Here is a 24,848-nt window from a genome sequence, read left to right as displayed (position 1 = left end):
TCTTTGTGCTTCGGGGGCTGCTCCTTTTGCGCGAACGGATTTTGTGCGAGGCTTTGGGCGATAACCGCAGAGCAGGGTTTGAAACTGAGAGATCAGAACGGAATATCGTCGTCGATATCCGCCGGTGGCTCTACAACCGCCTTGTCTTTACGGGATGATCGCTTGGGCGCTTCTGTATCGTCGGATGAAGCTTCCTGCGGCGGGCTATCTACGCTGTCCAGCGCTTGCTGCAGTGCCTTTTCGACAGCATCAATACGCTCCTGACAGATTTTGTAGGCCGCCACCGATTCGGTCACCAGCGTCAGCAGATCATCGATATTGGGCTCTTTCTGACTGCGTAAGGTTTCGGCGTGCTGTTTAAGCACGCCATACGCGTCACGGAATGAGGTTTTGGAAGCGGAAGATGCGGTTTTGCTCATGAGGCGTCCGGCTCGACATGGGCCAATTGCGGCCCGTCGTGAAACTGAAGATGCAGGTGCTTTTGCGCCCGCGCTGCGTGGCGTGAGGTAACGGGCCGCCCCTGCGCATCGCGCACAAGGGCAAAGCCGCGATTCAGGGTTTTTTCGGGCCCCTGGCCAGCCACTTCGCGCATCAGCGCTGTGGCCTCGCTGCGGGCTTGTGCCAGGCAGCGCTGGGCGGACCACAGAATATCCGGTTTCAGAATATGGATGTCGCTGCGGCTGCGCTCAACGCTGAACCGGCTGGCTTGCAGCAGATCCTCGTGCAATGCGCGCGACTGCGTGCGCGCCAGCGCCACGGTATCCGGGGCGGCGCTGCGCACGCTGTGAAGCAGGTGCGTGCCGCTGACCCGGGCACCTGCCACGGCACTGCGCGCCTGCCGGTCCACGCTGTGCAGCGCCTGCTGGCTCAGCTGCCGCGACAGCCCCAGCTGCTGCTGCGCACTCGCCTGCACACTGTGACGCAACTGCGTGGAGGTGCTGCTGGCTGTGGAGCAGGATTGGCGCGCCTGAGCGCTGACCGTCTCAAAAAAGGTCTGTGCCTCGCGGGCGCGCTGCACGATGCGCGCCTCAATGCCCGCAATGACTTTGCTGGGCGTGTCATAAGCGGTGTGCGCGACTTCGTCCAGCGTGGTCTGGTCACGCTCGTGACCAATGCCCGTCAGCACCGGCACGCTCAAGGTGCATAAGGTGCGTGACAGCGCCAGCTCGTTGAGCCAGGCCAGATCGTTGACTGCGCCGCCACCGCGCACGATGGCGACAGCGTCAGGTTTTTCGCCTGCCGCTTCCAGCGCAGCCAGAGCGTCCAGCAGCACCTGGCGTATCCCGGCGGCGGCGCCTTCGCCCTGAAAGCGGCTGTGCGCATACACAAAGTGGCACAGCCCATGCTGCTCCAGGCGGTGTGCTTCGGCCTGAAAATCGCCCAGACCGGCCGCATCCGGCGGCGCCACCACCAGCACGCACTGGTAATCCCACGGCGCGGCAAGCTGCCGGTTGGCGTCGAACACGCCTTCCTGACGCAGTCGGGCGCGAATCTCGCGCTTGCGGGCTTCCAGATCGCCCAGCGTGTGGCGCGGGTCGATGGCGTCGATCTCCAGACTGAAGCCATACTGCGCGTGAAACACGGGCCGCGCCTGCACCAGAAGCTTGATGCCCGGCGCCAGGCTGGCGCCCGTGGCCTGCTCGAAAGACGGCAGGATGCGGCTGGCCGTTCCGGCCCAGATCACGGCGCGGGCCTGAGCGAGCTGGCGGTCGTCGGGGCCACGCTCGGTCAGTTCCAGATAGATGTGGCCGTTGCGCGGCGAAACGCGCAGCACCTCCACCGTCGTCCACACGCCGCTGCGGTAGGCCTGCGCCACGGCCTGCGCGACGCCTGAAAGCAGCCGCGACAGGCTGACCGCGGGCAGGGCCAGATCGTCCCCAGCCGCATAGGCCCCGGGCGTTTCCCGCACCACCGGGACTAGTTCGGTCAGCGTGTTTTGGGAATCCGTGGGCAGCCAGGCGGCGAAGGGATCGAGGTTCAGGCCGTCGGGCGCGTACCAGCGGCGCTGCGCAGCGTCCCAGCGCGCGCCCAGCGCCTTGGCGGCGTCTTTCTCGGCGTAGGGGACCTGAAGGTAATGGCGCATCGCCCGATTATGCAAGAGGCGGGCGGTGTGGCGTGTCTGCGCGGTGCCTTATCATGCGGCCTCATTCTGAACATCCTGACATGGCCATACAGACCGACGCCCTGCTGCCCGATTCCGAGCTGCCGCCGCAGCGCTCCATGGTGCGCCAGGCCGACCGGCCCGACGACGCGGTGGACCGCGCACTGCGCCCGCAGCAGCTCGATGAATACATCGGGCAGGAGGCCGTGCGCGACAAGCTGGCGCTCTTTGTCACCGCCAGCCGCCAGCGCGGCGAATCGCTGGACCACGTTCTGCTCTTTGGTCCGCCGGGCTTGGGCAAGACGACGCTGAGCCACATCATCGCCCAGGAAATGGGCGTGAACCTGCGCCAGACCTCGGGCCCCGTGCTCGAAAAACCCAAGGATCTGGCCGCCATCCTGACCAGCCTGGAGCGGCACGATGTGCTTTTCATCGACGAGATTCACCGTCTGAGCCCGATTGTTGAGGAGATCCTCTACCCCGCGCTGGAGGATTTCCGGCTGGACATCATGATCGGCGAAGGGCCGGCAGCGCGCTCGATCCAGCTCGATCTGCAGCCTTTCACGCTGGTCGGTGCGACAACCCGCGCGGGGATGCTGAGCAACCCGCTGCGCGACCGCTTTGGCATCGTTGAGCGGCTGGAGTTCTACAGCGCTGCCGAGCTGTCACGCATCGTGCAACGCTCCGGGCGGTTGCTCAATGTGCCGATGGACGAGGCGGGCGCCATGGAAATCGCCCAGCGCGCGCGGGGCACGCCGCGCATCGCCAACCGCCTGCTGCGCCGGGTGCGCGATTTTGCCCAGGTGCGTGCCGACGGTCACATCAACGCCGAGGTGGCGCGCGCCGCGCTGGACCTGGTGGGCGTCAGCCCGCTGGGCTTTGATGCCATGGACCGCCGCCTGATGGAAGCCATCGTCCACCGTTTTGACGGCGGGCCGGTCGGCCTGGACAATCTGGCCGCGGCCATCGGCGAAGTCCCCGATACCATCGAGGACGTGATCGAGCCTTATCTCATCCAGCAGGGCTATCTGCAGCGCACGCCGCGCGGGCGGGTGCTGACCTCGCACGGGCTGCTGGCGCTGGGCCTGCCGCTGGGCTGACCGCCAGGGCCTGGCACCCGCCGGGCTTTATCTGGCGTCAGACTGCAGGGCGCGGATGCGCTCGCGCTGCGCGTACAGCATCACCAGTGCGGGCAGCGCGCACAGGGTTGAGACCATGAAGAAGCTGGGCCAGCCGATTGTTTCGGCCAGAACCCCGGCCAGCGGCCCCACCCACACGCGCCCCACAGAAGCAAAGGCCGACAGCAGCGCAAACTGCGTGGCGGTGAAGCGCTGGTTGCACAGGCTCATCAGGAAGGCGACGAAGGCCGCCGTGCCCATGCCGCCGGTGATGTTCTCTGCTGCGATGACCATGAGCAGGCCACCATCCAGCGTGGTCGGATGCGCCAGGCTGACGATGCCCCAGTCGAAGGGCGGCAGCGTTACGCCCGGCATCACGCCCTTGCCGTATTCGGCCAGCCACCAGAAGCCGACGTTGCTGAGCATCTGCAGCACACCAAAAAACAGCAGCGAGCGGTACAGCCCCAGCCGCACCATCAGAGCGCCTCCGGCAATGGCGCCGAAGATCGTCAGCCACAGCCCCAGAATCTTGTTGGCCACGCCCACTTCGGCGCTGCCAAACGCCATGCCTTTGAGCAGGAAAGGCGTCAGCAGCGACCCCGCAAACGCGTCGCCCAGCTTGTAGAACACGATCAGCGCCAGGAAAACACCGGCGCCTGGCACCGTGAAGTAGTTGGTCAGGCCGCTGAGCAGCGTCTCGAAGCGCACCCGGCGGATCACCTGCGCGGCCAGCGCCAGCGTCAGCCCCAGGCCCAGCAGCAGGGTGACCAGATCCAGCCATCTCTTTTGCAGCGCTTCGGGCAGGCTCGTATTGCTCATGACGCCGCCCAGCGCCGCGCGCACGGCCGGGCCGATGGCGTGCTCGGACGCCACCCAGCCCAAAGCGACCACGGCCAGCAGGGCCAGAAAGCCTTTCAGATCCTGACGGGCGTCGCTGCGCGGGCGGTCGATTTCGGGCAGACGTGGCAGCGCGATGGCCGACAGCACCGCTGCGCCTATCATCAGCAGTGCCATGAACTTGTAGACCTCGGGCCAGGTCCAGCCTGTGTGCCCGGCTGACCACTGCGACGGGTCGGTCCAGACCAGCGCCACACCGCCCGACAGCACCATGGCCAGGCGGTAACCCAGAACATTGAGCGAAGCGCCAAGGCCCCGTTCGCTGCCCGGCAGCATGTCGGTGCGGTAGGCGTCGATGACCACATCCTGCGAGGCCGACAGGAAGGCGACCAGCACCGCCAGCAGCGCGAACAGCGTCAGCGCGCTGTGCGGGCTGGTGCCTGACATGGTCCACAGCGCGCCCGCCAGCAGCAGCTGCGACAGCACCAGCCAGCCGCGCCGTCGGCCCAGAAAGGGCAGCTCGAAGCGGTCCATCAGGGGCGCCCAGAGGAATTTGAAGGTGTAAGGCAGGCCGACCAGGCTGAGCAGGCCGATGGTGGCCACGTCCAGGCCCTCCTGGCTGAGCCAGGCCTGCATGGCCTGGCCGGTCAGCGCCAGCGGCAGACCGGAGGCAAAGCCCAGCACGATGACCACGGCCATGCGCCGCAGGCCAAGCAAAGTATCCCGAGTCATGCTGTCTCCGTATCGTGGGGCGGCGCGCGTGTCACAATCGCGGCTCAGCCTGCCATTCTAATGTTCCACGATGTGTCAGCTTCTGGGCCTTAACGCCAACGTTCCCACCGACGCCATGTTCAGCTTCTGCGGCCTGAGCGAGCGGGCGGTTGAGCACCGCGACGGCTTCGGCATCGCCTTCTTTGAAGGCGTGGGCATGCGGGTTTTCCAGGACGCGGCCAGCGCACGCGAATCCAAGGTCGCCGAGTTCATTCGCACCTACCCCATCCGCAGCCGCAACATCGTCGGCCACATTCGCAAGGCCACTCAGGGCCAGGTCGAACTGGCCAACACGCACCCCTTCACCCGCGAGCTGTGGGGCCGCCACTGGGTTTTTGCGCACAACGGCAACCTGAAGGATTACGCGCCGCACCTGCACAGCCACTTCCAGCCCGTGGGCAGCACCGACAGCGAACGCGCCTTCTGCTGGCTGATGCAGGAAATGCACAAGGCCCACGCCCGATTTCCGGGCATCGCCGAGCTGACCCTGACCCTGCGCGAGCTGGTGCCGCAGATTGCCGCGCACGGCACTTTCAACCTGCTGCTGACCAACGGCGACGCGCTGTGGGCGCACGCCAACACCGATCTGCACTACGTCGAGCGCCGCCACCCCTTTGGCGTGGCCACGCTCTGCGATGCTGATCTGCGCGTGGATTTCTCGCAGGTCACCACAGAGAACGACCGCGTGGTCCTGCTGGCCACCCAGCCGCTGACCGCCAACGAGCAGTGGACGCGCTTCGCCTCTGGCGAGCTGCTGACCTTCGTCGACGGCAGCCGCTACGAGGTTCAGGCGCCCGCCTGGCCGGTGCTCTGAAAGAGATTCAGGCCCAGACGGTCGCCAGCGCGCGCGCCACGTAAGCCACATTGCGCGTGGTCAGCCCGGCCACGCACAGGCGCCCCGAGCGCAGCACGTAGATGCCGAACTCTTCGCGCAGGCGGTCGGCCTGCCCCGCGCTCAAGCCGGTGTAGCTGAACATGCCTTTCTGCTGCAGCAGGAAATCGATGCTGCGCCCGCCGCCATTCTGTGTTCCATCCTCAGTCCATATCGCCTGAAGCTCCCGCGCCAGGGCCAGGCGCATGGCCTGCATGCGCTCGCACATGGCCTGCAGTTCGCCCACCCATTGCGCGCGCAGGGCCGGATCGGACAGCACCTGGGCGACCAGCTGGCCGCCGTGCAGGGGCGGGCTGCTGTACTGCGTCCGCACCAGGAACTTCAGCTGACCCAGCACGCGGCCCGCTTCCTCGGGGTTGGCGCAGAAAACCATCAGCGCACCGCAGCGTTCGCCGTAGACGCTCATGTTTTTCGAGAAGGACAGCGACAGGAAAAAGGTCATGCCGCTGGCGGCCAGGGCGCGCACGGCGTAGGCGTCCGCGTCCAGGCCATCGCCAAAGCCCAGATAGGCCATGTCCAGGAAGGGCAGCAGACCGCGCGCCTGCATCGTGGCGATCAGGGCGTCCCATTGCGCGGGGGTCAGGTCCACGCCGGTCGGGTTGTGGCAGCAGGCGTGCAGCAGCACGGCGGCGCCGCTGGGCAGGGTGTTCATGTGCGCCAGCAGGTTGTCAAAGCGCAGGCCCTGCGTGGCCGCGTCGTAATAGGGGTAGGCGGCGATGGCCAGCCCCACGTCGCCGAACAGCGAGACGTGGTTTTCCCAGGTCGGATCACTGACGTCGATGCGCCCCGAGCCCCAGCGGCGGATGAACTCGCCGCCCAGCTTCAGCCCGCCGCTCGATCCCAGGGTCTGCACCGTGGCCACGCGGCCTGAGGTCAGATCGGCGTGGCCGTCGCCCAGCACCAGGCGCAGCACCTCCGCGCGGTACTGCGCATCGCCCTCCATCGGCAGGTAGGGCTTGCCCTTCTGCTGCGCGATGGCCTGCTGCTGGGCGGCCAGCACGCTGTCCAGCACCGGCAGCCGGCCGTCGTCATCGCTGTAAATGCCAATGCCAAGGTTGACCTTTTCCGGGCGCGGATCGGCCTTGTAGGTTTCCATCAGCGACAGGATGGGGTCGCCAGCGAAGGCGGGAACGTGCTCGAACATGGCGGCTCCGGAGAAAATTCAGATCAAAAAGAGGAATTGTAGGACGGCGCTCAAGGGGGATTCACGCGCCGCCCAGCCAGCGCTCCAGCACAGGCGCGATCCGGGCGGGCGAGGTCCACGGCGCAAAGCGGCGCACCTGAGCAGCGTCCGGGGAGACCAGGAATTTGGTGAAGTTCCAGCGCGGGCGCGCGTCCAGCCCCAGGCGCCCCAGCACCCCCGGCGCCTGCGCGGTCAGCCAGGAGAAGAGCGGATCGGCCTGCGGGCCGTAAACATCGCCCTTGGCCAGCAGCGGGAAGGTCACGCCGTAATTGATCTGGCAGAAGCCCGCCATGGCCTGGCTGTCCTGTGGCGTCTGTCCGCCAAACTGGTTGCAGGGAAAGCCCAGCACCGTCAGGCCGCGCTCGCGCCAGGCCTGCCACAGCGCCTCCAGCGCAGCGAGCTGCGGTGTGAAGCCGCACTGGCTGGCGATATTCACCACCAGCACGGCGCGGCCCCGCAGGTCGGCCAACGGCAGGGACTGGCCGTCGTGGGCGGTCGGGGTCAGGGCGTGAAAAGCATCGGAAGGATTCATGCGGACTCCGTGTGCGGCGCGGCTCGCCAGCGGGGGTAAAATTGACTACAGTAAGGGCAGTGGCCGCACCACAGATCGGGCCCCTGCCAGGTGTCGGCTGGGCACCAAGGATAAACCGCCCAAGGTCCGCCATGGAACAGCCTCTGCGCATCGCCCTGCTGGGATTTGGCGATTTCGAGCGCCGCGCCTTAGGCACCGCCCTGGGCCAGACGCCGGGGCGTCAGCCGCTGTCTTACGCACTGGCGGATTCGCCCGGCCAGGCCGAGCTGCTGATCGTCGACGCCGACTGTCCCGACGCGGTGCGCCAGTATCGCGCCCTGGACTATCGTCCGGTGCTCTTTGTTGGTGCCACGCCGCCACCCGGTGCGGCCGCGTGGACGCTGCGCCCGGTCAACCCGCTGCACATCCTGCGCGAACTCGATGCCCTGGTGCAGATGCACGAGCCCGACGGCTACGCCAGCTTCAAGCCGCGCCACCTCTTCCGCGAGCTGGAGCTGGTGCCGCCTGCGCCCCGTACTCCGCCCCAGCAGCGTCTGCAGCGCCGCGAGGCCCTGCCGGGCCGGCTGCGGCCCATCCCGCCGCATCCGGCGGCGGAACCCCGGCGCGCTTTGGTGGTTGACCCGCACACCGCCTCGCGCCTGGCGCTGGAGCGCCTGCTGCGCGGGCTGGACTGGCAGGTGACGGGCTGCACGGGCGAGGACGAGGCCCTGGATCTGCTGGCGCGCGTGCGCTATGCAGCGGTGCTTCTGGACGGCGAAGCGCGAGGCGCAGGCGGGCTGGACGCGCTGCGCCTGTGCCAGCGCATCCGGCGCAGCACGACGCTGCCCGAAGGGCTGCGCCCGCCGCTGCTGCTGGTCGCCCGGGACGACAGCCCTTCCGACCGCGCCCGCGCCATGCTGGCGGGCTTTGACGCCCAGCTGGGCAAGCCGGTCGAGCCGGATCACCTGCGCCAGCGGCTGGACCTGCTGATTCAGGGGTGCCGCGCGCGCGTCAAATTATGAAACAATGCGCGCACCTTTCTTCTGCCTGGCTGCGCGGGTTTCTGCCTTGATCATCTATGAATATCCCCTGAACGAGAGTGTGCGCACGCTGCTGCGCCTAGAGCACCTGTTCGACCGTCTCAGCCGCTGCGTCGTGCGCGACGAGTCGGTGGACCATCACCTGGCGCTCATCACCCTGTTCGAGGTTCTGGAAGTGGTGGCGCGCGCCGAGCTCAAGGCCGAGCTGATGCGCGATCTGGACCGTGCCCGCTCGCAGTTTTCCGCCTACCGCGACCAGCCCGGCATTTCGCAGACCGCGCTGGACGATCTGCTCGAGCGCCTGACCCAGGCCTTCAACGGCCTGAACGCCCTGCCGGGCAAGATCGGCGCCGGCCTGCAGCAGAACGACTTTCTGACCAACCTGCGCAGCCGCATTGCTGTGCCGGGCGGCACCTGCGAGTTCGATCTGCCGGCCTACTACCGCTGGCAGAATCACCCGCCCGAGGTGCGCCGCAAAGACCTGCGCGCCTGGATCGGCCCGCTGCTGCCGGTGGCGCGTACGGTGCAGCTGCTGCTGTCCATCATCCGCGATACGGGCGCGCCGCAGAGCGTGGTCGCCGTCAAAGGCCAGTATCAGCAGAATATGCCCCAGGGCAAGAGCTTCACGCTGATCCGCATCCGCGTGGATGACCAGTGGGACATCGTCCCCGAAATCACCGGCCACCGCCTGCTGATGTCGGTGCGCTGGATGCAGACCGAAGGCACGGGTGTGGGCAAGCCGCGCGTCTCGCAGCAGGATTACCCCTTCGAGCTGACCCTGTGCACCTGAGCCCGCTCTGGGCGCCTGTTTCAACATGACCGATTCCGCACCCCTCATCGTGCCGTGCCCGCGCTGCCAGACGCCGACCGAGTTCGCGCGCAGCAACCCCTGGCGTCCCTTCTGCAGCGAGCGTTGCAAGAGTGGCGACCTCGGCGCCTGGGCCAGCGGCGAATACGCACTGCCGGCCCCACCGGACGATGAAGACGCTCCTGATGCTGACTGAACGCTGACGCCAGGGTTGGCCCTGATGAGAATCCAAGCGTGTCGAGCTACATTGTTAGCGCAATCATTGCGCAGACGACACGGAGAGAGACATGCAGGCAGACCACGACAAGGCCATGACGGCGCGGCAGACGGGAGCATCAGGGGCGAAATGGGCCATGGGCGCCCTTCTGCTCGTGGGCAGTGTGGCCGCTCACGCGGTAACCATCACCATGTCCTGCGGGACCACCGGCGATGGCTATGAGCAGTGCAAGCGCGATACCCAGGTCTGGGCGAAGAAAACCGGCAACACCGTCCAGTACCTGTCCATGCCGCAAAGCTCGACCGAGCAGCTCAGCCTGTACCGGCGCATGTTTGCGGCGCGCTCCAGTGGTGCCGATGTGCTGCAGGTGGATGTGGTCTGGCCTGGCATGATCAAGGATCACCTGATTGATCTCACCCCCTATGCCAAAGGGGCGGACAAACAGATGTTTCCGGCCACGATCCGCAACAACACGGTGGATGGCAAGCTGCTGGCCATGCCCGCTTTCATCGATTCCGGCATGCTGTATTACCGCAAGGATCTTCTGGAGAAGTACAAGCTGGCCGTGCCCAAAACCTGGGCGGAGCTGACCCGGGACGCTCAGCTCATCCAGGACGGCGAGCGCAAATCGGGGCACAAGGATTTCTGGGGCTACGTCTTTCAGGGCAAGGCCTACGAGGGGCTGACCTGCGACGCACTGGAGTGGGTCCACAGCTACGGCGGTGGCACGATTGTTGACGCCAAAGGCGACATCACCATCAACAATCCCAAAGCCGCTGCAGCCCTGGACATGGCGGCCGGCTGGGTTGGCCGGATTGCGCCGCCCGGGGTGCTGAACTATGCCGAGGAAGACGCGCGAGGGCTGTTCCAGTCGGGCAATGCGGCTTTCATGCGCAACTGGTCTTACGCCTGGGCGCTGGGGCAGGGCAAGGACAGCCCGATACGAGGCCTGATCGGCGTGGCGCCGCTGCCCGCCGGGCCGGATGGCCCCTCAACATCGGCCCAGGGCGGCTGGCAGCTGGGGGTGTCGCGCTACTCGAAACACCCGGCTGAAGCGGCCGATCTGGTGATGTTCATGACCAGCCAGGCGCTGCAGAAGCAGGCGGCCATCAATGGGGCGACCACGCCGACCTATCCTGATCTGTACAAGGACAAGGACGTTCTGGCCGCGCAGCCTTTCATGGGCGAGATGTATAGCGTGTTCATCAACACCACGCCCCGGCCGTCGTCCGTCACCGGCCTGAAGTACAACGAGGTCAGCCAGATTTTCTGGAATGGTGTGAGTGACGTGCTCAGTGGCCGCACCACAGGTGCGAAAGCCGTTCAGGCGATGGACGTCAAACTGCGCCAGGTCAAGCGGCGCGGCTGGTGATGCTGCCACGCCTTCCGCTTCACTGAACCCGCAGCAACCGGAGACTTCATGACTGCTTCGCCCACTCCGTCCAGCCCGTCCACCCCGTGGTGGAAAAAATCCGTCGTCTACCAGATCTACCCGCGCAGTTTCTGCGACAGCAATGGCGATGGCATCGGCGATCTGCCGGGCATCACGCAGCGCCTGGATCATCTGGCCGAGCTGGGCGTGGACGTGGTGTGGCTCTCGCCCATCTACAAATCGCCGCAGGATGACAACGGCTACGACATCTCGGATTACCGCGACATCGCGCCCGAGTTCGGCACGCTGGCCGATTTTGACGCCCTGCTGGCGGCCATGCACGCGCGCGGCATCCGGCTGGTGATGGATCTGGTGGTGAACCACAGCTCGGACGAGCACGCCTGGTTCCAGTCGGCGCGCACCCGCCGCGACAGCCCGTATCACGACTATTACATCTGGGCCGAACCGGCGCCCGGCGGCGGCCCGCCGACCAACTGGGAAGCGGCCTTCAACGGCTCGGTGTGGGAATGGAACGAGCCCACGGGCGAGTACTACCTGCACATGTTCAGCAAAAAGCAGCCCGACCTGAACTGGGAAAACCCGGCGTTGCGCCAGGAGGTCTACGCGCTGATGCGTTTCTGGCTGGACCGGGGCGTGGACGGCTTTCGCATGGACGTGATCAACATGATCTCCAAGCCCTGGCGTGCGGACGGCAGCCTGCCCGACGCGCCGGTGGTGCGCGAGGGCTTCCTGCAGCCGGGCTTCGCCCTGACCTGCAACGGGCCACGCCTGGTCGAGTTCCTGCGCGAAATGCGCGAGCAGGTGCTGGATCACTACGACACGCTCACCGTCGGCGAGGCGCCGATGGCGACCATCGAGCAGGGCATCGCGCTGACGCACCCCGAAAACGGCGCGCTGAACATGCTCTTCCAGTTCGAGCACATGGACCTGGACAGCCAGCCCGGGCACAGCAACGGCAAGTGGGCGCTCAAGCCGCTGGATCTGCGCGATCTCAAAACCACCCTGGCGCGCTGGCAGACGGCGCTGGACGGGCAGGGCTGGAACAGCCTTTACCTGTCCAACCACGACCAGCCGCGACCGGTGTCGCGCTTTGGTGACGACCGCCGCTACCCGGTGGAATCGGCCAAAATGCTGGCCACCTGGCTGCACGGCCACCAGGGCACGCCCTATGTCTACCAGGGCGAAGAGCTGGGCATGGACAACGTGGCCTTTGACGACATCGCCGATTACCGCGACATCGAAACGCTGAACATCTACCGCGTCGCCACCCAGGAGCGCGGTGTGGCGCCCAGGGACATCCTGCGGTCCATCCACGCCAAAGGGCGCGACAACGCGCGCACGCCGATGCCCTGGACGGGGGAAGCGCCCGGCGCCGGTTTCACCACCGGCACGCCCTGGATTCGCCTGAACCCTGGTTTCGTCCGCAGCAATGCGCAGGCGCTGCGCGCTGATCCGCAATCGGTCTTTCACTACTACCGCGAACTGATCGCGCTGCGCAAATCGCAGCCCATCCTGACTGACGGGCGTTTTGAGCTGCTGCTGGCGCAGGACCGCCATGTGTACGCCTACACGCGCACGCTGGGCGACGAGACCTGGCTGGTGCTGTGCCACTTTGGCGGCGGTGAGCCGGAGGGTACGCCGCGCGCCATCGACGGCGCGGACGACCCCACCTGGTCACGCTGGCTGGCGCAGGGGGTTCAGGGCACGCGCGTGATCGGCAACTGGCCGGGCCCCGAGCGCGTGGCGCTGGCGGGTCTGACGCTGCGCCCCTGGGAGGCCCTGATCCTGGCGCTGGACTGAGCGCGGCAGATCAGCGGTTCAGCGGGTTTCTTCGAAAAAGAAACCGCTGGGCACGAAGGCCTGCGTGGGCGGGAAATCGTCCAGGATGTTGCCGTCTTCGCCCATGGCCCACAGCGCCAGCATGGCGGGCGACAGCGGCTTGGAGAACAGAAAGCCCTGGAACTCGTCCACGTTCAGGCCCATCAGGATTTCTTTCTGGCGCTCGGTTTCAACGCCTTCGGCGACCACGCGGTAGTTCAGTGCGTGCGACAGCCGCACGATGGCGTCCACGATGGCCAGCGCGTCGTTGTTCTGCTTCTGGTTTTCTTCGAAGGATGAGACCTCGTCGCGCTGATCGCGGTCGAGTTCGATCACAAAGCTGCGGTCCACTTTGAGCTGCTGGAAGGGCAGCTGGCGCAGGTAGGACAGGCTGGAATACCCGGTGCCGAAATCGTCAATCGACAGCGACACGCCCAGACGCTTGATGGCCTTGAGCTTGCCGCGTGTGGCTTTGGGGTCTTCCATGGCGGCGGATTCGGTCACCTCGAAAATCAGCAGCGAGGGCTCGATCTCGTAGCGCTTCATGGCCGCGTCGATGTAATCGACCAGGTTGTCCATGCGCAGCTGGAACACGGACAGGTTGATGGCGACTTTCAGGCGCATGCCCTGCGTCATCCATTCGCGGGTCTGGCGGCAGGCCTCGTTGATGACCCAGTTGCCGACGTCGATGATGATGCCAAAGCGCTCGGCCACCGGGATGAACTTGCCCGGGCTGACCATGCCGCGCGTCGGGCTGTTCCAGCGCACCAGCGCTTCCACGCCCCGGATCTTGCCGGTGCGCGCGTCGATTTTGGGCTGGTAGTGCAGCATCAGTTCGCCACGCTCGACGGCCACGCGCAGCTCGGACTGCAGCGCCATCATCTCCTCGTCGGCCAGGTTCATGCTGGGGTCGTAGAAGATGTAGGTGTTGCCGCCCATGCGCTTGGCCGCGAACTTGGCCGCATCGGCGTGCGAGATCAGCCGGTCGGTGGTGCAGTGATCGGGGAACATCGCGATGCCCACCGACGAGGTCAGGTTGACCGCGATGTTGTTGGGCAGCAGATAGGGCTCGCGCAGCACGGCGTTGATGCGGCTGGCCATCTGCGCGACCACGGTGGACGAGTGCGGCTGCTCCATCATCATCAGGAACTCGTCGCCGCCGATGCGCGCCACCATCTGGCGCTCGGTGGCCAGCGCGGCCAGGCGCTTGCCGACCTCGCGCAGTACGGTGTCGCCGTCCACGTGGCCGTAGGTGTCGTTGATGGGCTTGAAGCCGTCCAGATCAATGAACAGCACCGCCAGCGCGCCCGGATCGCGGCCCACCCGAGCCTGCGCGCGCGACAGCGTTTCTTCCAGCTGCAGGCGGTTGGGCATGAAGGTCAGCGAATCGGTGTAGGCCTGGCGCTTGATGTACTGCTTCATCTCCTCCAGCGTGCCCTGCGCCTGGCGCATCTGGCGCCGGTCGTTGCGCTCGACCCAGACGAAGGCCGCGCCCACCCCCAGCGTGATCAGCCCGGCAATCAGGTGCTCCAGCCACTGGCTGTCGGTGATGACCATGCCCGGCGCGATCGGCAGGCCCTGGGCGGGGAACTCCAGGCTGCGCAGGCCCAGCCAGTAAGCGGGCGCCACGCCGGCCATGAAGACCAGTGCGCCCAGCAGCGGCCGCAGGCGGCGCAGGCGCTGCGCTTCGAAGCGCAGCGAAAACACCGCCGCGCAGGCCGCCGTACCCAGCCACAGCGGCACCAGTGTCCAGGTCAGGAAGGTCAGTCGCTCCTGCCACTCCAGCCAGTGCAGCGGCGGGGTGTGCAGTGCGGACACGCTCTGCGCCAGCACCAGCACCCAGAAGGTGCCGCAGACCACGCCATAAATCAGGGCGCGTGGCCCCTGGAAGCCCATCACCCAGGCCAGCACCACGCTGAGCAGCGACAGCCCCAGCGAAATCAGCGTCATCTCCAGCGTGCGCTCGCCGCTCAGGCCCTGCGGCCAGGGCAGCTGCAGGGTCTGGACGACCAGCGTATGCGCCAGCAGCGTGCTGACGTTGATCATGCTGATCGCCACCACCGCCCAGCCGACCAGCGCGCGCCAGTGCGGCCGCGCCTGGATGTGCATGATGGCGTGGGCAAACAGGCGCGTTCCCAGGCCGCACACGGCGACAGCCGCCAGCAGCCAGGGCCAGTCGGGATTCGCGGTGATTGCGCCTGCAGCTTCCAAAGCACTCTTTCTGTGAATTCAGTCCGCACACAGGCGGCCTTGCGGCGATTTCTCGCCGGTTCAGGGCATTTTATGCAAGCCCTGCGGGGTTTGAACGTCATAAATAGGCAGGAGATCACGCCCTTAGCTGCGCTGATGGCGCAGGGCGGCCTGCTGAACATGTCAGCATCCCGGGCGGCTGCGCATCGGGTGCGGCTGCTAAACTGGCGGCCCGCCTGACACCCCCACACCATTCGATGACCGCGAACCACATCCTGTTTGAAGACGGCGGCAAAGCCGGCGTCGCCACCGTGCTTCAGGACAACGACAGCACCGTCCAGGCCGAGCTGGACAGCGGCAAGCGGCTCAAGATCAAGACCGCCCAGATTGTTCTGCGCTTTGCGGCCCCCGCGCCCGCGCAGATGCTGGCGCAGGCGCAGGATATGGCGGGCGGCATCGAGCTGGATCTGGCCTGGGAGTTCGCGCCCGAGGCCGATTTCCGCGCCGAAGATCTGGCGCGCGATTACTTCAGCGACAAGGCCACGCCGGTGCAGATCGCCGCCTGCTGGCTGGCGCTGTTTGGTGCGCCGCATTATTTCCGCCGCGTGGGCAAGGGCGTGTTTCGCAAGGCCAGCGCCGAGACGCTGCAGGCCGCGCTGGCGGGCATCGAGCGCAAGCGCCAGCAGACCGAGCAGGTCGCCGCCTGGGCTGCCGAGCTGCAGCAGGGCCAGTGCCCCGAAGCCATCGCGCGCCAGATCTACCGCCTGCTTTTCCGCCCCGACAAGAACAGCCTGGAATACAAGGCGCTGGCGCAGGCCGTGCTGGCCAGCAAGCGCCCGCCGCTGGAGCTGCTGCAATCCACCGGCGCCATCCGCGACGCCTACGCCTTTCACTGGCAGCGCTTCCTGTTCGACACCTTCCCCAAAGGCACGGGCTTTGCGCTGGAGGATCTGGACGAGGCCGCGCTCAAAGCCTGGAGCGCCGTCCAGGCCGATCTGCCGCTGGCGCCCGTGCAGGCGTTTTCGATAGACGACAGCGCCACGACCGAGATCGACGACGCGCTCTCCGTCCAGGGCTTGGGCAGCGGGCGCGTGGTGCTGGGCATCCACATTGCCGCGCCCGCGCTGGCCCTGCTGCCGGACAGCGTGCTGGATGCGCAGACGCGCCAGCGCCTGTCCACGGTTTATATGCCAGGCTGGAAGATCACCATGCTGCCCGACGCGCTGGTGCAGCGCTTCACCCTGGCCGAGGGCCGCGACTGCCCGGCGCTCAGCCTGTATGTGACGCTGGACGAGGCGACGCTGGACGTTCTTTCCAGCGAGACCCGCATCGAGCGCGTGCCCATCGCCGCCAACCTGCGCCACGACCAGCTCGAAGACACCGTGACCGAGGCCGCGCTGGAAGCCCCCGCGCCCGGCGCCTTCCCCTTCGCGGCCGAGCTGGCCTGGTGCTGGCGCCTGGCGCGCCATCTGAAGGCGCAGCGCGAGCAGGTGCGCGGCAAGCCCGAAACCTTCAACCGTCCCGACTACAGCTTCCGCCTCGAGCCCGCACCCACAGAGCCGCCGACGGGTTCCGAGATCGTGCACATCAGCCAGCGCCGCCGGGGCTCGCCCCTGGATCTGATCGTCGCCGAGGCCATGATCCTGGCCAACAGCACCTGGGGCGGCTGGCTGGCTCAGCTGGGCGTTCCGGGCATTTACCGCAGCCAGGCGGCGCTGGCGCCCGGCATCAAGGTGCGCATGGGCACGCGCGCGCTGCCGCACGCGGGCATGGGTGTGGCGCAGTATTCGTGGGCCACGTCGCCGCTGCGCCGCTACGTCGATCTGGTCAACCAGTGGCAGCTCCTGGCCTGCGTGCGCCACGGCACGGCAGCGGCGCTCTCCGCCCCGTTCCGGCCCAAAGATTCGGCGCTGCTGGCGGTGATTTCCAGTTTCGACGAAGCCTACACGGCCTACAACGGCTTCCAGTCGCAGATCGAGCGCTACTGGGCGCTGCAGTGGCTGCGCCAGAACGGGGTGTCCGAGCTGACGGCCACGGTGCTGAACGAGGGCCTGGTGCGCGCCACCGACCTGCCGCTGGTGCTGGCGCTGCCCGGCCACGGCCAGCCGCGCGGCGCGCTGCTGCGTGTGCAAGTGCTGGACGTGTCCCTGATGACACTGGAGGCTTCGCTGCGCCTGATCGAGCGCGTCAACGAAGCAGACGCGCAGGGCACTGAAGATGCGGCCGGTGAAGGCGACGAGGAGGGCGATGACGATGCCGCCGCCGCCACCGGCGTGTCGATCGCGCTGGACCTCAGTGGCGCCGAAGTGGCCGATGGGGCCGAGGGCGCCGAAGCCAAGGCCTCCGGCGAAGGGCCCACCCCGGCCCCGCAGGGCTGACGGACAGGCGGCTGCGCATGGGCGCACAGGGCCTGAAACCCCGCTGGCGGCCGTCCGGGCTGCACAAAGCGCTGGCCGTGTCGCTGGCGCTGCACGCGCTGGTGCTGACGCTGCGCTGGGTCACGCCGCCCGAGGTGCAGGACCGCATCCGCGACCGCGTCATGGACGTGATCCTTCTCAACGCCGAATCTGACGAGAAACCGCCCGCCGATGCCCGCACGCTGGCGCAATCGAACCTCGCGGGCGGCGGCGAGGCCGAGGCCGGGCGCGCCACCTCCATCCTGCCCGCGTCGACCACCAGCCAGAGCGGCGACGCCATCGAGGACGAACGCCGCCGCGTGCTGGGCGCCATGCGCCAGGAGCAGCAGATGCTGCTGACCCAGATCCGCCGCGAACTCGCCATGCTGCCCGTGCCCACGCCCGAGCAGCTGAGCGGCAACCCCCAGGCGCAGGCCGCCGAGGAAATGCGCCTGCGCAAGGAGCGCATGCTGGCCGAGCTGGAAAAGCGCATCAACGCGCAGAACATCCGCCCGCGCAAGCGCTACATCAGCCCGTCCACGCGCGAAGACCTGTTCGCCGTCTACTACGCGCGCATGCGCCGCCGCATCGAGGACGAAGGCACGCGCAACTTCCCGCAGGACGGCGGGCGCAAGCTCTATGGCGCGCTCACCATCAACGTCACCACCGACGCGGTGGGCAAGGTCGTCGAGGCGCAGGTCATCAAATCATCCGGCAACCCGGTGCTGGACCGCAAGGCGCTGCAGATCGTCTACGCCAGCGCGCCTTTTGACCGTTTCAGCGCCGCCATGAGCGCGCAGACCGACCAGATCGTCATCACCTCGCGCTTCCACTTCACCCGCGACGAGGGGCTGAATACGCAGATGCAGGCACCGGTGCGGTGAGCGAGGGGCGGCGGGCGCAAGGGTTTAGGGCATCGTCCCCTGCATTCCCGGCACGGCAAACAGCGCCAGGCGGTACTCATCGTAGAAGCGGATGCTGGGTCGCCAGACTTCGCCGCTTTGCGCGCTCAGGATGCGCACGCCACCGCGCCGCTTGACGGCCTGGGTCTGCTCCAGCGGCTCGCTGGGCGCGGGCAGGGTGAGCGTGATGGGGTCGGCAGCAGCGGCGGCGCTGGCCGGGCCACCACTTGGGCTGTCGTCCGGGCCGGGGCTGCGTTCGCTGGCGTCGGCCAGGGCCTGCGCCCAGTCGAAATAAGGGCGGTAGAACTCAAAGCGCTCGGTCGGGCGGAACTCGCAGGTCAGCCAGGGCGTGTCGTGGCTGACGTAGACCAGATCGCCCAGCAGTTCGTCGCCGACCCACAGCTGCCACAGGGGCAGATCGTCCGGGCCGCTGGAGCGGCCGCTCAGGCGCTGGACCAGGCGGCGCAGCGGGCCGGGGGATGTCGATTTTTGGGGCTTCATGGGGTCTGTCGATGGGGCTCAGTGGGCGCGACTGTCCGGGGGAGTTGCATCAGGCGCGCCAGCACAGCCAGGGCCTGCTGCAGCGAGCTGTCGGCATCGGCCGGGTCAGCAGACAGCACCTGGCGCTGCGGCATGCCGCGCAGCCAGGTCATCTGGCGTTTGGCGAGCTGGCGGGTGGCGGCGGCAATGCGCTGGGGCAAGGTGGTGCCATCCGGCCCGGTGGCGGTCCAAGGGGTTCCGTTCTGGGCCTCACCCTCCAGCGCCTGCCAGACCTGGCGGTAGCCGACGCAGCGCATGCTGGGCCGATCGGGGGTCAGGTCGCCCCGGGCGCGCAGGGTGCGGACTTCGTCGATCAGGCCGGCATCCAGCATGGTCTGCGTGCGCCGGGTGATGCGCTGGTGCAGGCTGGCGCGGTCATCCGGGCCGAATTCCAGCGAGAGCATGGGATAGGCCAGTGGCGCGCCGGGGGGCCGCGCCTCGCGCTGGTGGAAGGCGCTGATGGGGCGGCCGGTCAGCTCGAAAACCTCCAGCGCGCGCTGGATGCGCTGGCTGTCGCCGGGCGGCAGGCGGGCGGCGGTGACCGGGTCCACGTCGGCCAGCCTGCGGTGCAGGTGGGCCAGGCCGTGCTGCTCGGCCAGGGCGTCGAGGCGCTCGCGCATGGCCGGGTCTGCGGGGGGGAGTTCGTCCAGCCCCTCCTGCAGCGCCTTGATGTAGAGCAGCGTGCCGCCGACCAGCAGCGGAAAGGCGCCGCGCGCGTGAACCTCGGTGATCAGCCGCTGGGCGTCGCGCACAAACTGCGCGGCGCTGTAGGCCTGCGTGGGCTCCAGAAGGTCGATCAGGTGGTGCGGCACGCCGCCGCGCTCATCCAGAGTCGGTTTGGCCGTCCCGATGTCCATGCCGCGATAAACCAGCGCCGAATCGACGCTGATGATTTCCACCGGCCGCTGCGCCGCCATCGCCTGCGCCAGACGCACCGCCAGCGCGCTTTTGCCACAGGCGGTCGGGCCGGTGAGGATCAGCGCCGGAAGGCGCGATGCGTCAGAAACGTTCATCGCTGCGCAGGAAGCGCCACTGGCCCGGCGGCAGCTTGCCCAGCACGACCGAGCCGATGCGCACGCGCTTGAGCCCCACCACCTTGTAGCCGACCTGCTCGCACATGCGCCGGATCTGGCGCTTGCGCCCTTCGCGCAGCACGATGCGCAGCTGGTCCTCGTTGACCCAGCTGGCTTTGGCGGGCTTGAGCGGCTGTCCGTCCAGGTGCAGGCCGTGGTGCAGCAACGCCATCGCGTCGGGGTGGGGGCCGCGCTCGTCCAGCGGCTGCACGCGCACGAGGTACTCCTTCTCGATCAGGCTGTCCTGGCCGATGAGCTGCTTGGCGATGCGGCCATCCTGGGTCAGCACCAGCAGGCCGGTGGAATCGATGTCCAGCCGCCCGGCCGGTGCCAGGCCGCGCAGATGCTGCGGGCGGAAGGGGCCGAAGGCCTTGTCCTCGGCCCAGCGGCTGCCCGCCTGGACCAGGGTGATGGCGGGCTGGTAGCCGTCTTCGGCCTGACCGCTGACAAAGCCCATGGGCTTGTGCAGCAGGATGGTCACGCGCTGCGCCTGCTCCTTGCGTGCGGCGGGCGAGACCTCGATGCGCTGCTGCGGTTGCACGCGCTGGCCCAGTTGCGCGACCCGGCCATCGACAGTGACCCAGCCGGCCTCGATCCAGGCATCGGCTTCGCGGCGCGACGCCAGGCCCAGCGCGGCCATGCGCTTGGAGAGGCGATCGCCCTCGGGGTGGGGCGCCTCAGCCGAAGAGGAGCCCACAGACGGGCGACGGAATGGGGGAGGATTGGGGGGCGGCATTATTGGCCTCGCAGGAAAAAGGCGTCCAGCTCGGCGATGGACAGGGTGCGCCAGGTGGGGCGCCCGTGGTTGCAGTAGCCCGAGCGCTCGGTGCGCTCCATGTCGCGCAAGAGCGCGTTCATCTGGGCCAGATTGAGTTCGCGGTGCGCGCGGATGGCGCTGTGACAGGCCAGTGTGGACAGCAGTGCATCGCGCGCCTGCGTCAGCGCCTGATCGCTGCCGTGTGCGTCCAGATCAGCCAGCAGGGCGCGCAAAAGCGCCCCCGGGTCGCGCTGCGCGACGGCCTGCGGCACGCTGTGCAGCACAAGGCGCGGGTCAGTGGCGGGGGCGTCCGGGTCGCTGGCCACTTCGAGCGCCAGGCCCTTCAGAAGATCGGCGTGGGCCAGCGCGGTGGCGTGCTCCAGCGGCGTCACGGCCACCGCCAGCGGCACCAGCAGGCGCTGCGCGGGGATGGCTTTGTCGGCCCACTGGGCGCGCAACTGCTCGAACAGCACGCGCTCGTGCGCGGCGTGCATGTCCACAATCACCAGGCCCTGCGCGTTCTGCGCCAGCACGTACAGCCCGCCCAGCTGCCCCAGCGCCTGGCCCAGCGGCTGATCGGCGGCATCCAGCCCAGCCAGGGCGGGCGCTCCAAGCGCCGATGCCGTCGGCGCGGCCGTTTCAGCCCCGCGTTCGGCGGCAGGCCCCGCAGAGGTCGCCGAAAACGGCGGCCGGGGCGCCCGCACTTCGGGCCGGGGCTGGCTGGCGGCATAGAGCGCGCTGGCGCTGCGCAAGGCTTGCGCAGGCGTGCTGCGCACCCAGGGTTCGGGGTCGGCCGGGCGCTGCGGAGCGGGCGCTGGGCGAGCCGCAGGCGCAGGCCGCAGCTGGATGGTCGGGCTGGAGGTGCTGCCTGTGTCGCGGCCCCGAATGTCCAGCACAGCCGCCGCCGGGCGCAGCACGTCGTCAGAAGAACTGTGTGGCTTCAGCCCCGCCAGCACCGGCGTGATGGCGTGCCACAGCGCCTGATGCAGGGCCTGCGATTCGCGCAGGCGCACTTCCACCTTGCTGGGGTGGATGTTGACATCGACCCGCTGCGGATCCAGCTCCAGATGCAGCAGCCAGGCCGGCTGGCGCTGGCCGTGCAGCACGTCGGCGTAGGCCGATTTCACGGCGTGCGCCAGCGTGCGGTCGCGCACAAAGCGCTGGTTGATGTAAAGGTATTGCGTGTCGGCGCGCGCCCCCGCGTGCTCGGGGCGGATCAGCCAGCCCTGCATGCGCACCGGGCCGCGCTCGGCCTGCAGCGGCACGCCCTGCTCGATGAAGCGCCGCCCCAGCGCGTCGGCCCAGCGCCGCGTGGGCAGCGCCAGATCCAGGCCCGGCAGCGTCTGCGCGGGCGTGGCGCGCCAGTCCAGCAGCAGTTTGCCGTCGTGCCACAGCGCGAAGGACACATCGGGGCGCACCAGCGCGTGGCGCTTGATGGCCTCCTGGCAGTGCGCCAGTTCGGTCACGGGCGTTTTCAGGAACTGGCGCCGCGCCGGGGTGCTGAAAAACAGCTCGCGGACCTCAATGGTGGTGCCGCGCTCGCGCGCCGCCGGAGCGATCTCCCCGGTGCGCGCCTCCAGGCGCCAGGCGTGGGGCTGGGTGGCGGTCTGGCTGATCAGGCTCAGTTCGGACACCGACGCCGTGGCCGCCAGCGCCTCGCCGCGAAAGCCCATGGTCAGGACAGACTGCAGGTCGTGCAGATCGCGAATCTTGCTGGTCGCGTGGCGGCGCAGCGCCAGTGCCAGCTGGTCGGCAGGGATGCCGTGGCCGTTGTCTTCGACGCTGATCAGGCGCACGCCGCCCTCCATCAGGCGCACGGTGACTTCGGTGGCGCCCGCGTCCAGGGCGTTGTCCACCAGCTCGCGCACGACCGAGGCGGGGCGCTCGACCACCTCGCCGGCCGCGATCTGACTGATCAGCTCATCATCCAGCAGCTGGATGCGGGCGGGAGCTGGAATCGCGGAGGACAGGGCAGGCGGGACAGACATGAGCGCATTTTACGGCGGCCCCTTGCGGCGATAATGCGGGAATGGACGCAATTGCCTTTCTCATCGACTTCATTCTCAACGTAGACCAGCACCTGGCGGTGTTTGTCCAGAACTACGGCGCCTGGGTTTACGCCCTGCTGTTCGCCATCATTTTTGTGGAAACCGGCGTGGTCGTCATGCCTTTCCTGCCGGGCGATTCGCTGCTCTTCATCGTGGGCACCATGTGCGGCGCCGGGCTGATGGACGTGAAAATCTGCATGGCGGTGATGCTGGTCGCGGCGATTGCGGGCGATCAGGTCAATTACAGCATCGGCCACCACATCGGGCCCAAGGTCTGGCAGTGGGAGAACTCGCGCTGGTTCAACCGTCGCGCCTTCGAGCAGGCGCACAGTTTTTATGAACGCTACGGCGGCGTCACGGTGATCCTGGCGCGCTTTATGCCTTTCATTCGCACCTTCGCGCCCTTTGTCGCTGGGGTTTCTGCGATGAATCGGGGCAAATTCACGCTTTTCAACGTGATCGGTGCGCTGATCTGGGTGGTTGGCATCATCACAATGGGTTTTTTTTTGGGGAACATACCCTGGGTCAAATCCAACCTTGAAATCATCATCTGGGGGCTGATCCTGGGGCCGGGCCTGATCGCTTTGTGGGGCGCCTGGAAAGCCGGCCGTCAGGCCCCCACGGCCTGAACTGACCTAGAATGAAATTTCCATTGCTGATGTCCTTTGTGCCATCCGAGGCCAGACCATGAAACAAAAAAGTATCCTGACCGAAGCCCGCCAGATCGAGCGCGCCATCACGCTGATCAAGTTGGGCGCCCGCCTGCAGGTGCTTGAATCTGAAACCGACCTGAGCTACGAGCGCCTGCTGCGCCTGTACAAAGAGGTCTCGGGCAAGAGCCCCAGCAAGGGCCAGCTGCCGTTCTCCACCGACTGGTTCATGACCTGGCAGCCCAACATCCATGCCAGCCTGTTTCTGAACATTCACGAGTACATCAGCAAATCGGTCGAGCTGGACGACATCGACATCATCATTAAGGCCTACCAGCTTTACCTGGAGCAGACCGAAGCCCAGGACCTGGAGCCGCTGCTCTCGCTGACCCGCGCCTGGCGCCTGGTCAAGTTCGTGGACAGCGGCATGCTGACGCTGACGCCCTGCAGCAAGTGCAAAGGCCTGTTTGTCACCTACCCGCACGAGATCGCCCGCAACTACGTCTGCGGCCTGTGCAGCCCCCCCGCGCGTGCGGGCAAAGGCAAGGGCAGCCGGGGGCTGGTCGTCGAGCACTGATCCTGCCCCGGACTGGCCCTTCCGGAAAACTCCCGCCAGGAAAAGCCCCGATTTGTCCGCTTTTATGGGCGGGATGCCGCCTGCGGATCGCAGGCAGACTGATTGCCATCAAGGATCGGGGGTTGCCCCCGGCAAACCAAGGGATCAGTCTCCATGTTTCTCATCGTGGGTTGGGTTGTGGCCATGGGCTGCATCTTCGGGGTGTACGCGGCCCACGGAGGCAATATGGGCGTGGTGCTCAAGGCACTGCCCTTTGAGACTGTCACCATCCTGGGCGGGGCCATCGGCGCTTTTATTGCCGCCAACCAGACCAAAGTGCTCAAGGCGGTGCTGGCCAACGTCAAGATGCTGTTTGGCAAATCCAAGCACACCAAAGAGCGCTACCTGTCGGTGCTGGGCCTGCTCTACGACATCCTGCAAAAGGCGCGCAAGGACGGTCTGATGGCCGTGGAAGGCGACATTGAGGATCCGCACAATTCGCCGCTCTTCCAGAAGTATCCGGACGTGGGCAGCGATCATCACGTCACTGATTTTGTCTGCGACTACCTGCGCATGATGGTGTCGGGCAACCTCAATGCCCACGAGATCGAAAGCCTGATGGACGCCGAGATCGAAACCCACCACAAGGAAGCGCACGAGCCGGCTGCGGCGGTCGGGCGCCTCGCGGGCGGCCTGCCGGCCTTCGGCATCATTGCCGCCGTGCTGGGCGTGGTCAACACCATGGGCTCGGTTGGCCAGCCCCCGGCGGTGCTGGGCGGCATGATCGGCTCGGCGCTGGTCGGTACCTTCCTGGGCATCATGCTGGCGTATGCGATTTTCGAACCGCTGGGCGGCCTGATGGAGCAGCGCCTGGACGAGAGCGGCAAGGAAATCCAGTGCATCAAGACCACGCTCATGGCGAGCATGCAGGGCTATGCGCCCTCGGTCGCCGTCGAGTTCGGCCGCAAGGTGCTGTACTCCGACGTGCGCCCCACCTTCGCTGAGCTGGAAAGCCACATCAAGGGCGCCAAGTGAGCACCCGGACTT

General features: G+C 67.3%; 22 protein-coding genes. 12 read left to right on the top strand and 10 right to left on the bottom strand.

Annotation, left to right across the window (positions count from 1 at the left end; all coding sequences use genetic code 11):
• Nucleotides 1–92 precede the first annotated feature (92 nt).
• Nucleotides 93–419: an exodeoxyribonuclease VII small subunit gene (xseB, locus tag RV045_RS09645; protein WP_423235574.1), complete on the bottom strand. Its 327-nt coding sequence runs from the start codon at nt 417–419 to the stop codon at nt 93–95.
• Nucleotides 416–2,083, bottom strand: a complete 1,668-nt coding sequence (xseA, locus tag RV045_RS09640) for an exodeoxyribonuclease VII large subunit (protein WP_423235573.1) — start codon at nt 2,081–2,083, stop codon at nt 416–418. The genes xseB and xseA overlap by 4 nt, the downstream gene beginning before the upstream one ends.
• A gap of 80 nt (nt 2,084–2,163) precedes the next feature.
• On the opposite strand from xseA, the gene ruvB reads away from it, so the two are divergent.
• Nucleotides 2,164–3,201: a Holliday junction branch migration DNA helicase RuvB gene (gene ruvB / locus RV045_RS09635; protein ID WP_423235572.1), complete on the top strand. Its 1,038-nt coding sequence runs from the start codon at nt 2,164–2,166 to the stop codon at nt 3,199–3,201.
• A gap of 27 nt (nt 3,202–3,228) precedes the next feature.
• On the opposite strand, the gene RV045_RS09630 is transcribed toward ruvB, so the two are convergent.
• Entirely contained in the window at nt 3,229–4,788 is a 1,560-nt protein-coding gene (locus tag RV045_RS09630) for an AmpG family muropeptide MFS transporter (protein ID WP_423235571.1), read from the bottom strand.
• 70 nt (nt 4,789–4,858) lie between these two features.
• Between RV045_RS09630 and RV045_RS09625 the strand changes: the two genes are divergently transcribed.
• Nucleotides 4,859–5,641: a class II glutamine amidotransferase gene (locus RV045_RS09625; RefSeq protein WP_423235570.1), complete on the top strand. Its 783-nt coding sequence runs from the start codon at nt 4,859–4,861 to the stop codon at nt 5,639–5,641.
• Between the two features lie 7 nt (nt 5,642–5,648).
• Here RV045_RS09625 and RV045_RS09620 read toward each other — a convergent pair whose 3' ends face one another.
• Nucleotides 5,649–6,863, bottom strand: a complete 1,215-nt coding sequence (locus tag RV045_RS09620; protein WP_423235569.1) for an amino acid aminotransferase — start codon at nt 6,861–6,863, stop codon at nt 5,649–5,651.
• Nucleotides 6,864–6,924: 61 nt separating this feature from the next.
• Nucleotides 6,925–7,434: a glutathione peroxidase gene (locus RV045_RS09615; protein ID WP_423235568.1), complete on the bottom strand. Its 510-nt coding sequence runs from the start codon at nt 7,432–7,434 to the stop codon at nt 6,925–6,927.
• A 131-nt stretch (nt 7,435–7,565) separates the two neighbouring features.
• Between RV045_RS09615 and RV045_RS09610 the strand changes: the two genes are divergently transcribed.
• From RV045_RS09610 to RV045_RS09590, 5 genes are all read left to right on the top strand, one after another.
• Nucleotides 7,566–8,435: a response regulator gene (locus tag RV045_RS09610; RefSeq protein ID WP_423235567.1), complete on the top strand. Its 870-nt coding sequence runs from the start codon at nt 7,566–7,568 to the stop codon at nt 8,433–8,435.
• A 46-nt stretch (nt 8,436–8,481) separates the two neighbouring features.
• Nucleotides 8,482–9,243: a cell division protein ZapD gene (zapD, locus tag RV045_RS09605; protein WP_423235566.1), complete on the top strand. Its 762-nt coding sequence runs from the start codon at nt 8,482–8,484 to the stop codon at nt 9,241–9,243.
• 25 nt (nt 9,244–9,268) lie between these two features.
• Nucleotides 9,269–9,457, top strand: coding sequence for a DNA gyrase inhibitor YacG (locus RV045_RS09600; RefSeq protein WP_423235565.1), 189 nt, complete (start codon nt 9,269–9,271; stop codon nt 9,455–9,457).
• A gap of 91 nt (nt 9,458–9,548) precedes the next feature.
• The gene (locus RV045_RS09595; RefSeq protein WP_423235564.1) at nt 9,549–10,850 is read left to right on the top strand and encodes an ABC transporter substrate-binding protein; all 1,302 of its coding nucleotides are present in this window, start codon (nt 9,549–9,551) and stop codon (nt 10,848–10,850) included.
• A gap of 48 nt (nt 10,851–10,898) precedes the next feature.
• The gene (locus tag RV045_RS09590) at nt 10,899–12,671 is read left to right on the top strand and encodes a glycoside hydrolase family 13 protein (protein WP_423235563.1); all 1,773 of its coding nucleotides are present in this window, start codon (nt 10,899–10,901) and stop codon (nt 12,669–12,671) included.
• Nucleotides 12,672–12,689: 18 nt separating this feature from the next.
• On the opposite strand, the gene RV045_RS09585 is transcribed toward RV045_RS09590, so the two are convergent.
• A complete protein-coding gene (locus tag RV045_RS09585; protein ID WP_423235562.1) occupies nt 12,690–14,900 on the bottom strand; it encodes a putative bifunctional diguanylate cyclase/phosphodiesterase in 2,211 nt (736 codons plus the stop codon).
• Between the two features lie 236 nt (nt 14,901–15,136).
• On the opposite strand from RV045_RS09585, the gene RV045_RS09580 reads away from it, so the two are divergent.
• On the top strand, nt 15,137–17,257 hold the full coding sequence (locus RV045_RS09580; RefSeq protein WP_423235561.1) for a ribonuclease catalytic domain-containing protein: 2,121 nt from the start codon (nt 15,137–15,139) through the stop codon (nt 17,255–17,257).
• A gap of 17 nt (nt 17,258–17,274) precedes the next feature.
• Nucleotides 17,275–18,159 (top strand): TonB family protein, encoded by an 885-nt coding sequence (locus tag RV045_RS09575; protein WP_423235560.1) that lies wholly within the window; start codon nt 17,275–17,277, stop codon nt 18,157–18,159.
• A 24-nt stretch (nt 18,160–18,183) separates the two neighbouring features.
• Here the strand turns inward: RV045_RS09575 and RV045_RS09570 are convergent, their stop codons facing one another.
• From RV045_RS09570 to mutL, 4 genes are read right to left on the bottom strand one after another with little or no spacing between them, the layout of a single operon-like run.
• Nucleotides 18,184–18,678 carry a hypothetical protein gene (locus RV045_RS09570; protein WP_423235559.1) on the bottom strand — a complete coding sequence of 165 codons (495 nt, stop codon included), beginning with the start codon at nt 18,676–18,678 and terminating at the stop codon, nt 18,184–18,186.
• Nucleotides 18,675–19,730 (bottom strand): tRNA (adenosine(37)-N6)-dimethylallyltransferase MiaA, encoded by a 1,056-nt coding sequence (gene miaA / locus RV045_RS09565; protein ID WP_423235558.1) that lies wholly within the window; start codon nt 19,728–19,730, stop codon nt 18,675–18,677. The genes RV045_RS09570 and miaA overlap by 4 nt, the downstream gene beginning before the upstream one ends.
• The gene (locus tag RV045_RS09560; RefSeq protein ID WP_423235557.1) at nt 19,717–20,487 is read right to left on the bottom strand and encodes a pseudouridine synthase; all 771 of its coding nucleotides are present in this window, start codon (nt 20,485–20,487) and stop codon (nt 19,717–19,719) included. Before RV045_RS09560 ends, miaA begins: the two co-directional genes overlap by 14 nt.
• Nucleotides 20,488–20,525: 38 nt before the next feature.
• Nucleotides 20,526–22,535: a DNA mismatch repair endonuclease MutL gene (gene mutL / locus RV045_RS09555; RefSeq protein ID WP_423235556.1), complete on the bottom strand. Its 2,010-nt coding sequence runs from the start codon at nt 22,533–22,535 to the stop codon at nt 20,526–20,528.
• A 41-nt stretch (nt 22,536–22,576) separates the two neighbouring features.
• On the opposite strand from mutL, the gene RV045_RS09550 reads away from it, so the two are divergent.
• The 3 genes from RV045_RS09550 (at nt 22,577) to motA (ending at nt 24,836) form a co-directional block, all read left to right on the top strand.
• A complete protein-coding gene (locus RV045_RS09550) occupies nt 22,577–23,224 on the top strand; it encodes a VTT domain-containing protein (RefSeq protein WP_423235555.1) in 648 nt (215 codons plus the stop codon).
• Nucleotides 23,225–23,282: 58 nt separating this feature from the next.
• The gene (gene flhC / locus RV045_RS09545) at nt 23,283–23,822 is read left to right on the top strand and encodes a flagellar transcriptional regulator FlhC (protein WP_423235554.1); all 540 of its coding nucleotides are present in this window, start codon (nt 23,283–23,285) and stop codon (nt 23,820–23,822) included.
• 153 nt (nt 23,823–23,975) lie between these two features.
• Nucleotides 23,976–24,836, top strand: a complete 861-nt coding sequence (gene motA, locus RV045_RS09540) for a flagellar motor stator protein MotA (protein ID WP_423235553.1) — start codon at nt 23,976–23,978, stop codon at nt 24,834–24,836.
• Nucleotides 24,837–24,848 lie beyond the last annotated feature (12 nt).

It is taken from the genome of Amphibiibacter pelophylacis, assembly GCF_037688875.1.
Lineage (GTDB): Bacteria > Pseudomonadota > Gammaproteobacteria > Burkholderiales > Burkholderiaceae_C > Amphibiibacter > Amphibiibacter pelophylacis.
Note: the sequence above shows the minus strand (reverse complement) of the source record. Positions and strands in the feature narration are given on the sequence as shown.